At 62.7% G+C, this 12404-nt stretch carries 8 protein-coding genes; 3 read left to right on the forward strand and 5 right to left on the reverse strand.

Annotated features, from left to right (window positions below; genetic code table 11):
• Positions 1-8: 8 nt before the first annotated feature.
• On the reverse strand, positions 9-719 hold the full coding sequence (gene lepB, locus U9R61_RS15965) for a signal peptidase I (RefSeq protein WP_322489801.1): 711 nt from the start codon (positions 717-719) through the stop codon (positions 9-11).
• Positions 720-1468: 749 nt separating this feature from the next.
• On the opposite strand from lepB, the gene U9R61_RS15970 reads away from it, so the two are divergent.
• The 3 genes from U9R61_RS15970 to U9R61_RS15980 are packed head-to-tail and all read left to right on the forward strand — an operon-like array spanning position 1469 to position 6093.
• Entirely contained in the window at positions 1469-2470 is a 1002-nt protein-coding gene (locus tag U9R61_RS15970; protein ID WP_322489802.1) for a radical SAM protein, read from the forward strand.
• A 33-nt stretch (positions 2471-2503) separates the two neighbouring features.
• Positions 2504-5005, forward strand: coding sequence for a DUF3656 domain-containing U32 family peptidase (locus tag U9R61_RS15975; protein WP_416208864.1), 2502 nt, complete (start codon positions 2504-2506; stop codon positions 5003-5005).
• A gap of 11 nt (positions 5006-5016) precedes the next feature.
• On the forward strand, positions 5017-6093 hold the full coding sequence (locus U9R61_RS15980) for an aminopeptidase (RefSeq protein WP_322489804.1): 1077 nt from the start codon (positions 5017-5019) through the stop codon (positions 6091-6093).
• Positions 6094-6593: 500 nt separating this feature from the next.
• Here U9R61_RS15980 and hutH read toward each other — a convergent pair whose 3' ends face one another.
• The 4 genes from hutH to U9R61_RS16000 all read right to left on the reverse strand — a co-directional run bounded on the left by hutH (position 6594) and on the right by U9R61_RS16000 (position 12133).
• Positions 6594-8147 (reverse strand): histidine ammonia-lyase, encoded by a 1554-nt coding sequence (hutH, locus tag U9R61_RS15985; RefSeq protein WP_322489805.1) that lies wholly within the window; start codon positions 8145-8147, stop codon positions 6594-6596.
• A 185-nt stretch (positions 8148-8332) separates the two neighbouring features.
• Positions 8333-9619 carry an imidazolonepropionase gene (hutI, locus tag U9R61_RS15990; RefSeq protein WP_322489806.1) on the reverse strand — a complete coding sequence of 429 codons (1287 nt, stop codon included), beginning with the start codon at positions 9617-9619 and terminating at the stop codon, positions 8333-8335.
• Positions 9620-9651: 32 nt separating this feature from the next.
• On the reverse strand, positions 9652-11304 hold the full coding sequence (hutU, locus tag U9R61_RS15995) for a urocanate hydratase (RefSeq protein WP_322489807.1): 1653 nt from the start codon (positions 11302-11304) through the stop codon (positions 9652-9654).
• Positions 11305-11407: 103 nt separating this feature from the next.
• Positions 11408-12133, reverse strand: a complete 726-nt coding sequence (locus tag U9R61_RS16000) for an MBL fold metallo-hydrolase (RefSeq protein WP_322489808.1) — start codon at positions 12131-12133, stop codon at positions 11408-11410.
• Positions 12134-12404: the final 271 nt, after the last annotated feature.

The following is a 12404-nucleotide window of genomic DNA, read 5'->3' on the forward strand; positions in this document are numbered from 1 at the left end:
AACAATTCTTACGGCGTAGCAGCGGTAACGGTATCGTAGCGATGGTGCGGCACCAAGCCCCAATCGCTGAAGGGAAAATAGATCAGCCACGCCTGCCCGACCACTCGATCGAGCGGCAGCGCATCCCATTCTCGCGAATCGGAGCTATTACCGCGATTGTCTCCCATCACAAAAATCGAACCGGGCGGCACGGTGATCGGCCCCTGCGCGCAGGGATAACCGCCGAGACAGTAGGTAAACGCGCCGCGCAAGTAGGGCTCGTCGAGCAGCTCGCTATTGACATAGACCCGGCCCTCGCGGAATTCGAGCACATCGCCGGGCAAACCGATCACGCGCTTGATATAATCTTTCCGCACATCACGCGGATACTCAAAGACCACAATATCGCCGCGTTGCGGTGGGCGGAAGGGATAGACCACCCGCGGCGGCAAATCGGCTTGGCCGGGGAGCAGGCGTAGCGGCGCATTCAAATCAAAGTGAAAATAGATCAGTTTATTGACCAGAATGTACTGGCCTGTATGAAGCGTCGGCTCCATACTTGAGCCTTCGATCTTAAAATTCTGCACCACGCCGCGCACGATCAGAAAGACCAGCAGAATAAAGATCGCCGTCTCGAGCAATTCGCGTACCACATAGCGCAACGGCGCGCGCGGATGGCGCACCGGCTTAGCCTCAAGGGGAGGAACCAATGGATCGGGTGAAGAATGACTGTCACTCATAACACCGTTTTGCGCGCTCTATGCTACACTACAGGGTAGAGCGCAAGGCGAGAATGGCGCGCGGAGGGAAGGTTTCCCTCCGCAATCACTGGCATTATACTCGAACGCGGGGCAAATTGCCAATCCATACCGATGGGTGATGGCGTGAAGCGCTGCAAACAATGCAAAGCGAGAAAGGTCTTGAGGAGCGATGATGAAGCGCCGGTTGATAGCTTTCCGTTTGGCTGGCCGGCAAATCGCGCTATTACCAGTATCCTGTGCGTGTTCGGAGCGGATGCTGCCCAGATTCATCCCGCTGGGTGCAAGGATGGACAGGACACATAAGCGCAGATGTGGTTGATGGCTTTGGGAGGCGCTGGTTCGCCCTCACCCCTAGCCCCTCTCCCACTGACACGGGCGAGGGAGCGGAGAGTCGAGCGGCGAGGCATTGCACAACGATCAACGGTTGTACTCGACTAAATGTTCTGCCCGCCCCTCAACCCCGCTGGGTTTCAGGGTAGACAGAACGTAGGAGCATCGATGTGATTGATGGCTTTGGGATGCACCGGTGTACCCTCACCCCCAGCCCCTCTCCCACTGACACGGGCGAGGGAGCGGAGAGTCGAGCGGCGAGGCATCGCACAACGATCAACGGTTGTACTCGACTAAATGTTCTGCCCGCCCCTCAACCCCGCTGGGGGGGAGGAGCGAGCATAAGCGTTCGTTTGGCACTCGCGCACCTTGCTTAAAGATAGAGGAAAGCTGAGATTATGTCATCGCTGGCCACCTTAGCACAGCCGCTTGCCGAGGGTAGCTTTCAGTGTCTAGCCTGCCAATGGCGTTGCACACTCGCGCCGGGAGAGGTTGGGCGCTGCCAAATGCGCGTCGGGAGCGCCGATGGGATCAAGCTGCTGAATCATGGCATGATCAGCGGCGCCGCCATCGGCCCGATCGAAGATCACCGGCTCTGGCACTTCTTTCCCGACACCATTGCGTTGACCATCGGCGGCTGGGGCTATGCGTTGCCGGTTGATCAACAACGCGGCCAATACGGCGCGTTGCCCACTGACCCAGCCAAACAACGACGGCTTGACCCGCAGCGCGCTGCCGACTTCGCGCTCGAACGGCTCTGCCGTGGCGTGGTGTGGGCGTTTGGCGAGCCGGCAGTTAACTTTGAATACCTGCTCGCCTTGCTGCAACTGAGCCGCGCCGCTAGCCGCTACACCGCTATTGTCACCAGTGGCATGCTGAGCAGCGAGGCGCTGAGCGAGTTAGGGCCGTACCTGCACGGCGTCAGCCTTGATCTGCGCGGCTTTTCCGATAATGCGTACCAACGGCTGGGCGGGATCAGCAACTGGCGGCAGATTTTGCGCTTCGCCGAAGAGGCGCAACAACGCTGGCAGTGCCATATCGAAGTAACGACCCGCATCCACCACGGCGTCAATGATCATCCCGACGAGCTGCGCGAGATGGTCAGTTGGATCAAGACGACCCTCGGCGAGGGCACGCCATGGCACGTCTTGCCGGGTGATGCCGGCAGTGAGACCGCCGCGGCGACTATGCGCGCGCGCCGGATCGGGCACGAGAGCGGGTTGCAGTTTATCTATGGACCGGAACCCAACCAAACCACCCGTTGCCCGGTGTGCCAAGCCACCCTGATTAGCCGGCAGAACGGGGTGAGCCGGAAGGTGGGGCTTGATGGTAATCGCTGCACCAGTTGCGGTTACGCGGCGAATTTGTATTTGTCGATTTTTAAGGTACATCGGGGATGATGGCGACGCGATCATCTCATGGAACAATCAGCCATGCGCAAGCCTGAGATTATGAGTCCCGCCGGCTACTGGCCGCAATTGCACGCCGCGATTGAAGCCGGCGCCGACGCGATCTATTTTGGGTTGACCCATTTCACCGCCCGCGCCAAGGTGGGTTTTACGCTTGATGAACTGCCAGAGGTGATGAAGACGTTACACCGGCGGGGGGTGAAGGGGTATGTCACCTTCAATACGCTCGTGTTTGACCACGAGTTGCGCGCGGCGGCGACGGCGCTGGCCGAGATTGCCGCTGCCGGAGCCGATGCGATTATCGTGCAAGATGTAGGTGTTGCGGCGCTGGCCCGCCGGATCGCGCCTGATCTGCCAATTCACGGCAGCACCCAGATGAGTATTACTAGCGCCGAGGGAGTAGTCTTGGCCGCTCGCTACGGCGTGTCGCGGGTGGTCTTGGCCCGCGAGCTCTCGCTAGCCGAAGTCGCGGCGATTCGCGCCCACAGCCCGATCGAACTGGAAATCTTCGTCCACGGCGCGCTCTGTGTCTCGTATTCCGGCCAGTGCTTTTCATCCGAAGCATGGGGCGGGCGCAGCGCCAACCGCGGCCAGTGCGCCCAAGCCTGCCGGCTGCCGTACGATCTGATCGTTGACGGCCAGCAGCACCCGCTCGGCGCAGCTCGTTACCTGCTCTCGCCCGGCGATTTGGCAGCGATTGATGAGATGGCGACAATTGCTCGCCTCGGCGTGAGCGCGCTCAAGATCGAGGGCCGCTATAAAGACGCCGAATACGTGGCGATTACCACCGACGCCTACCGCCGCGCGCTCGATGCAGCGTGGGCCGGTCTGCCGCCCGATCTGACCAGCGCCGACCGGTTGCACCTCGAACAGGTCTATTCGCGTGGGTTAGGGCCGCACTTCTTGCGCGGCACCAACCATCAGGCGGTCGTGGAGGGTCGCGCGCCGCGCCATCGCGGCTTATTGATGGGCCGGGTAGTGCGGGTGCGGCCAGACGCCATTCTCATCGCGCCGGAACCGGGCCGCGAGGCGGCGCCGCTTAAGCCCGGCGATGGGGTGGTGTTCGATGCCGCCGATTGGCGCAGCCCGGAAGAGACGGAAGAGGGAGGGCGCATCTTTACCGTCAACCCGGTAGGCGACGGCCTGCTGGCGCTGACCTTTGCCAAAGGCGCGGTCAACCCGCGCCGCATTCGCGCCGGCGATCTGCTCTGGCGCACCAGCGACCCGCAAACCGAACGGGTGGCCCAGCCATTCGTGCAGCCAGCCGCACCGGTGCGCCGCCAGCCGGTGCGGGTGGAAGCTGTCGCCCGCACTGGCGCGCCGCTCGAACTGCGCTGGACGCTGGTTGACCGGCCAGACCTCACAGTTACGGTGCAGAGTGCGGAACCACTGGCAACAGCCCAAAATCGCCCGCTCGATGAAGCGACGTTGCGCGACCAGTTGGGCCGCTTGGGTGACACGGCCTACCAGTTAGCCGAACTGGCTGCCGTGATCGAGGGCAACCCATTCGCACCGGTTTCGCTGCTCAACCAGTTGCGCCGGCAAGCGGTCGCTGCCCTCGCCGAACTACAAGGCCAACCGCCAGCCATCACCATCCACGACCCGGTGCGCGTTCTCGACGAGATGCTGGCCGCCGTAGCGCCGGACGCGCCGCCGGACACTACCCAGATCCATCTGCTCATCCGCTCGCCTGACCAACTCGCAGCGGCGATTGCCTTGCGTCCAGCCAGCATTACGCTCGACTACCTCGATTTGGAAGGGCTGAAGCCGGCGCTGGCGCAAGTGCGCGCCGCTGGCATCGCCGCTCGCATCGCCGCGCCGCGGGTGCTCAAGCCGGAAGACGAGCGCGTCGTGCGCTTCTTGCGCAAACTCGACGCACCGCTCTTGGTACGCTCGACCGGCCTGCTCGAAATGTTGCGCGACGATCCGGCGGTGGGATTGACCGGCGATTTCAGTCTGAATGCAGCGAACATTCTTACCGCCGATTTGCTGCTAGGGCTAGGTTTGCAACGGCTTACCCTGACGCACGACCTCAACGCCGAGCAGATTGCGCATCTCGCCGAGCGGATCGGCGGCAGCCGGTTGGAAGCGATCGCCTACCACCACCTGCCCGTCTTCCACACCGAACACTGCATCTTCTGCCGCTTCTTGTCGAACGGCACCAGCTACAAAGATTGTGGTCGCCCATGCGAACGGCACCGGGTGGCGTTGCGCGACGCGCATGGCCGCGCCCACCCGGTGATCGCTGATGTCGGCTGCCGCAACACTGTGTTCGGCGCCGAAGCGCAAGAGGCGAGCAAATACCTCGACCGCTGGCGCGCTGCTGGCATTGCCCACTACCGGCTCGAATTCGTGCATGAATCGGCAGCGCAGATCACCGCCGTCACCGAAGCGTTCTGCGCCTATCTCAACCAGCAGATCGACGCTGCCGAATTGGGCCGGCGCTGGCGGCAGAGCGCGCCGCAAGGCGTGACCGAAGGCAGCTTCTTTGTGCCATCGAGCTACCAGTACATTCCGTTGATGTAAGGAGATTAGCCATGGCCGAGAGTTTGTGGGATCAACTGGCAGCGCGGCTAGTTGATGCGCTCGGCGCGCAGCGCGGCGAATTGGTCGAGGTGCGCGATGAGGCGGGTAATCAACGCCTGCTGCACGCTGTCTTGCTGGCGTTGGAAGGCATCGGCGCTGAGCCGCTGGTCGCTATTCTGCCAGCGCAGCATATCGAACGACTGTTGGCGACAACCTCGCCAGACATCCTCGCTGAACGTGACCGGCGGCGAATAGAGTGGCTACAGCGCGTGGATCGCTCGCTGGCCTTGATCGGCGCACAACCCGATCTACGCCGCGTGCCGGACGAAGCGTTGCGCGCGTTTACGACCACGTACAACCAGCTCGAAGTGATCCGGCGCGAACGCCGCATCCCGCAAGTGATCGCCGCCATCCCCACCATCGGCAAAGCGGCCCAGCTCGGCCTCAGCCACGAAGATTTGGAACTGCGCATCATGCCGGCACTGCTGGTTGATCCGGCAACGTTGGTCGCAGCCAGCGAGCGGGTGCAGAGCGTGCTGGCAACGGCCAAGACCATCACCATTACCAGCGGGCCGGGGTACGAACTGCGCGTGCAGCATGGCGAGCGGTCATGGCTGCGCGATGCAGGCCGGCTGGAAACGACCGGCGGAACTGCAGGAGCGCTTGTGAGTAACGTGCCGACTGGCTTGCTCTACACCACGATCGTTGAGGAGAGCGCCGAGGGTGATCTCTTCCTGCCGGTGGCCGGCCCAGCGCGCGCCGCCCATCTCCAATTCCACAATGGCCGCCTCACCCGCATTGAAGCGGCCAGCGGCGGCGAACAGCTTGCCGCGCTCTTTGCCCAGCACAGCGGTGAATCGGGCCGGATCGGCGCGATCGGGATCGGCCTCAACCCACACCTGCGCCAGCCGATTGGCTGGCTGCTAGTTGACCGGCACATTCAGGGGGCGATCAGCGTCTCGTTTGGTGAAAACCGGTATCTCGGCGGGGCAAATGTCTCGTCGCTCGCGATTGACTTCGCCACCACCGCCGCCAGCCTGCGCGCCGATGATTGGGTGATTGTGGATGGGGGCAGATTGGTGGTATAGGGGATTGACACTCACCCCTAGCCCCTTTCCCTATACGCTTCAAGGGCGGACAGAGCATCTGACCCGGAACCGGCCCTTCAGAGCCGGGCTATGGTTACGAAGCCCGCTGCACGGGCTGATGCCTGCCCCCCCGACCCCCTCTCCCACCTCACGGCGGAAGAGGGGGAGCCGCTGGATGGCGATCAGGGCATTGCGGTTATATGCGTGTCCTCATGTCATTGCGAGGGCGCGCGGCGCTCGAAGCAATCCCCTGCTTCTACGGGAACGATGCCTGCACGGACTGAATAGGACGCCTCTCTCCCGCGCTAGTGGGAAATGACTCAGAGGGAGGAATACGGCAGTTTCACTGCCGCACTCCATAAAGCATCTCGCTACAAGCAGGAAAAGGGAGAGCCGCTTTTTTCACGATATGAACCATTGCGCAGCCATAAATGCTCTCGTTACACGAGGAGCGATCTGCTGCGACAGTTGCCAGCAACATATTGCTATTCTTTATTTGCTCACCCACCCTGCTGCGCAGCGGCCACGATCCGGCCCTGCGCAACCAGTTCGCTAATGGCGGTGATGTAGGGATGCAGCAGCGTATCCGCGGCCACAAACGGCACGTGGCGGCGGATCAGCTCGTAGACCGGGCCGGTTCCACGGCCCAGCCGGGCTTGCGCCCCTAGCTCTTGGCGGCGGAAATCAATGCCCTGCGCTGCGGCAAACAGCTCTAGCGCCAACATCTGGCTGACATTATCGAGAATCGTGCGCAGTTTGAGGCCGGCGGTCAGGCCCATGCTGACATGATCTTCGACGTTGGCCGAGGTGGGAATGCTATCAACGCTGGCTGGATGGGCCAGAACTTTGTTTTCGGTCGCCAGCGCCGCCGCCGTATACTGCACAATCATAAAGCCGGAATTGAGGCCGCCGGCGCGGGTGAGAAAAGCCGGCAAAACGTGCGTATTCGAGGCTTCGTCAGTCAGCCGCATCAGTCGCCGCTCGGCGATATTGCCCAACTCGGCCACTGCCAACCCCAAATAATCGAGCGCAATCGCTAGCGGCTCGCCGTGAAAATTGCCGCCGGAGATGACCTCAACCGTACCATCATCACTCACAAAGAGCAGCGGGTTATCGGTGACAGCGTTCAATTCAATCTCAAACACCCACCGCGCATAGGCGATCGCGTCGCGCACCGCGCCATGCACCTGCGGAATGCAGCGCAAGGTATAGGCGTCTTGCACGTGGCGCGGGTCGTTGTTGCGGACAAATTCGCTGCCGGCCAGCAACTGGCGCAAGTGCGCCGCACACTCGATCTGGCGGGGGAACGGACGCAACGCATGCAAACGCTCATCAAAAGCCGCTGGCGTGCCGTAGAGCGCTTCAAGGCTGAGACAGCCGGCAATATCGGCAGTAGCGCTAAGCAACTCGGCGCGCGCGGTTTCGAGCACGCCGAGCGCACACATCACTGCGGTGCCGTTCGTCAAGGCCAAGCCCTCTTTGGCCGCCAGCGTGAGCGGCTGCCAACCGAGCCGTTCAAGCACAGCGGCGGCTGGCATCACCTCACCCTGCCATTCAACCTCGCCCAACCCGATCAGCGGCAGCGCCATGTGAGCCAACGGCGCTAAATCACCGCTCGCGCCGAGCGAGCCTTTGCTGGGGATACGAGGATGCACCCCGGCGTTAAGCAGATCGATCAACCGTTCGAGGGTCGCAAGACGGACACCCGAATGGCCGCGGGCAAGAGTGTTAGCCCGGATCAGCATAATGGCGCGGGTGGTAGGAACATCAAAGACCGGCCCCACCCCCACCGCGTGGCTCACCAGAATGTTGTACTGCAACTGCTCAACCTGCTCAGGCGCAATCACGCGATCCTTAAATGCGCCGAAGCCGGTGGTAATGCCATACGCCACCACCCCACGCGCCAGCAGATCTTGCACCGCTTGCGCCGCCCGTTCTACCCGCTCATGGGCAGATGGCGCCAAACGCACTGCCGGCGCGTCGGGTTGGCCATAGGCCACTGCCAATACCTGTTCGATGGCCAGACTAGCTCCATCGAGAAGAATGTCGTTCATAACACCTCGGTCGTTCATACTAAAAGGGCTGTCGGCCCGCATGAGACACCGTTACCCTCACCCCCAGCCCCTCTCCCGCTGGGGCGAGAGAGGGGAGTCTTATTCAGTTCGTGCCGGCATCCTTCCCGCTGAAGAATGACATTTAGGATACGCCCCGCTCCGCCGCTGTTATGACGCAGAAACCATCACTCACTCTCCCCGACCACGACCTGCCCGCGCTTGATTACCCGCTCGATTGGCGACCCGCCCAATTCGTACATCAACCAGCGATAATCCGCTTCGGCCAGCACCAGCAGATCGGCCTGCATGCCCGGTATAATCGCGCCAACCCGGCCACCCAAGCCGATCGCATGCGCGGCATTGACCGTCGTCGCTAGCAATGCCTCGGCGGGGAGCATGCGCATGTAGCGGCAGGCGATCGCCATCGTCAACGGCAACGACAGCGACGGCGCCGAACCGGGGTTGGCGTCGGTGCTGAGCGCCACGGCGACGCCAGCGTCGATCATCTGGCGAGCGGCGGCAACGTGGCTCAGACCGAGGTTGAGCGAGACTAATGGCAACAAGACGGCGACCGTAGCGCTCGCGGCCAACGCCGAGAACATTACCGGACTCGTTACGTCGAGATGATCGACCGAGGTTGCGCCGAGTTCGAGCGCCATCGCCAACCCACCCAACTCGGCAAACTCGTCAACGTGCGCCTTAAGCGGAAATCCGAGCGCCTGCGCCGCAGCCAACACCCGCCGGCTTTGGGCCACATCGAACGCGCTGCGCTCGCAGAAGACATCGGCGAAGAGCGGGATGCCGCGGGCGGCAAACGACGAAACGCGGTACCAGTCGCAGGCAAGAGGCAACATCTCTTCAATCACGAGATCGACATAGGCATCCGCTCGTCCGGCAAACTCCGGCGGCACCGCATGGGCCGGCAAGAAGGTCGGCACGAGTTCGACCGGTTGGGCGGCGGCCAGCAACGCGATTGCCGCCAACTGGCGCAGCTCAGCATCACGTGCGAGACCATAGCCGGTTTTGACTTCAGCAGTCGTGGTACCGAGGCGCAACATCTGCTGCAGGCGGGGCAGCGTCGCCTCAACCAACTCGGCGGTCGTGGCGGCGCGGGTGAGGCGCATCGTGCGCAGAATCCCGCCGCCGGCAGCCATGATCTCTTGGTAGGTCGCGCCAGCGCAGCGTTGTTCAAACTCGGCCACCCGATCGCCGGCATAGACGATATGGGTATGGCAATCGACCAGACCGGGGCAGACGGCGCGGCCACGGGCATTGACCTCACGGACTGGGTGAAACCGGCGGCGCAGGTCGGCGCTTGGCCCCACGGCGACGATCGTCGTGCCGCGGATCGCTACTGCACCGTCGCTGATGATGCCAAGCTCGCGCATGGCCGCACCCCGGCGGGGGCCGGGAGGGCCGGTACAGGTAACCACCTGCGCGGCGGAATGGATAAGCAGGTCGCAAGGTTCCATGATGTTCCTCGAAAAGGCGGGCGCCACATCGACTACGGCGCGAGCATCGGCATATCGATCCCGTGGCGGTGAGCGAAGGCAATCGCTTCCGGGTAGCCGGCGTCGGCGTGACGCACCACCCCCATACCGGGATCGGCCGTCAACACCCGTTCGATCCGGCGAGCCGCTTCGGGCGTGCCGTCGGCCACAATCACTTGCCCGGCGTGGATGCTGTAGCCAATCCCCACCCCACCGCCGTGATGGATGCTGACCCACGTCGCCCCGCCAACCGCGTTGATCAATGCGTTGAGCAACGGCCAATCGGCGATCGCATCGGAACCGTCACGCATACCTTCGGTTTCGCGGTTGGGACTCGCCACCGAGCCGGCATCGAGATGATCACGCCCAATCACAATCGGCGCTTTCACGGCGCCGCTGGAAACCAGATCATTAAGCAGCAAACCAGCTTTAGCCCGCTCGCCATAGCCGAGCCAGCAGATCCGGGCGGGCAGACCCTGAAACGCCACGTAGTCGCGGGCCAGCCGCAACCAGCGGCCAAGATGCTCGTCGTGGGGGAACAACTCACTGATTGCGCGGTCGGTCACGTAAATATCTTTGGGTTCGCCAGAGAGGGCTACCCAACGGAACGGCCCCTTCCCTTCACAGAAGAGCGGGCGAATGTAGGCCGGCACGAAACCGGGGTAGCTAAAGGCATCGCTCACGCCGGCATCAAAGGCGCGCTGGCGCAGATTGTTGCCGTAATCAAACACGACGCAACCGCGCCGCTGCCATTCAAGCAACACGCGCACGTGCTCGGCCATCGAAGCCATCGCGCGGCGGTCGTACTCTTCGGGGTCGCGTTCGCGCAACTCGGCGGCCTCGGCCAGCGACAATTCGGCGGGAATATAGCCATAACGCACATCGTGGGCGCTGGTCTGGTCGGTCGCCACATCAGGAGTGACACCCCGGCGGAGCATGTCGGGCAACACCTCGCTCGCATTGCCGATTAACGCAATCGAGAGCGGCTTACCGGCAGTGCGAGCCTCTTCGGCCCACGTCATCGCCTCTTCCAGATCATCGCTCAGCCGGTCAACTTGGCGCAAACGCAACCGGCGCTCAGCCCGCCAGCGATCAATCTCAACGGCAATCAATACGCCTTCATTCAGCGTCACCGCCAACGGTTGCGCGCCACCCATCTCGCCCAAACCGGCCGTCACCACCAGCTTGCCGCGTAGCGTCCCCCAACCAGCCGAGCGGGCCAGCGCGCCAAAGGTCTCGTAGGTGCCTTGCAAAATACCCTGCGTACCGATATAGATCCAACTTCCCGCCGTCATCTGGCCGTACATCGTCAACCCAGCCGCCTCCCAGCGATCGAAATTGACCTGCGTCGCCCATGCCGGCACCAGATTGGAGTTGGCCAGCAACACCCGCGGCGCATCGGGGTGGGTGCGGAACACGGCGACTGGCTTACCCGACTGCACGAGCAGCGTCTCGTCGGGTTTGAGCCGGCGCAGCGTGGCAAGGATGGCGTCAAAGCATTCCCAATTGCGGGCCGCGCGCCCGCGCCCGCCATAGACGATCAGGTTGTCAGGGTCAAACGCTACATCGGGGTCGAGGTTATTTTGGATCATGCGGTACGCCGCCTCGATCTGCCAATTGGCGCAGGTCAAGGTCGTACCGCGCGGCGCGCGGATGGTGCGAGTCATAACGTACCTCCTTGTACGGTGAAGGCATGCGTTGCCGGTATGACGCTATGGTACCGTGAAATGAGGCGTGAGGCAAGCGTGTGCCGAACTCAGCAACGCTCATCTAGCCCGCTTGCACCGCCGCATAACGATGAAAGATGGTTGCCGCATTCTCGCTCAGAGCCGGTCCGTGACCAAAGCAGAGGGTCGTAAACTGGCAGCGATCGAGCCGGGCCAGACTGTGGGCCGCTGCCGTTTCATCTTCGAGCACAATCGGCGACTGCAAGCCCTTGCCGCGATACATCACCGCATCGGCGGCGAAGAGCACCTGCTGCGCCGGCCAGCGCAGCCCGATCTGTCCGGCGCTATGGCCGGGAATATGGATCACTTCGAGACCACCGGCGACCGGAATCACCGTGCCATCGGTGACCAGCCGATCAACGCGAGCCGGCGTGAACGTGGCCGGCATCAGCCATTTACCCACACCAAACGCCAGCCGGTTAAACCAACCATTGGCGCTATGCGCCGTTGGCCGCAGCGCCTGCCCTTGCCCAACCAACTCAGCATCGAGCGGGTGCATCCAGACCGCGGCGCTAGTGAGTGCTTGCAGCGTGGCCAGATTACCGGCGTGATCGATGTGATGATGGGTGACAATAATGTGCTGCACATCTTCTGGCCGGCGCCCCAGCGCAGCTAACCCAGCCAGCACCCCGACGCCGCGATCGGGATAGCCGGTGTCGATCAGATTCACGCCACTCGCCGTCAGCATGAAAAAGACATTGACCGATCCCAGCGGGATTGGCAACGCCAGCTCGTACAATCCGGGCAGAATCAGGCGCGGCGCTGGCATAAAGGGTGCTCCTTTTTTTCAATGATGGAGACGGACAGACGTCCGTCGCTACGGCGATTTGGTGTGCTGGTGTTGACCTCACCCTCGATCCCTCAACCCCGTTGGGGGAGGGGTAGTCCCCTTTCGGGGGTAGGTATTTCATCGGATCACCTCCTGCTGCGAGAACCGGTGCTCGGTGGCCATCGGTGCGGACGGGTGATCCCGCGCGCGAGGGCGGGGTCATCGGCCACGGTTCGGGAACCACCTGCTGTGGCATGGGCAGCGGCGCCTG

The sequence above is a fragment of the Chloroflexus sp. genome (genome assembly GCF_034431535.1).
Classification (GTDB): Bacteria; Chloroflexota; Chloroflexia; order Chloroflexales; family Chloroflexaceae; genus Chloroflexus.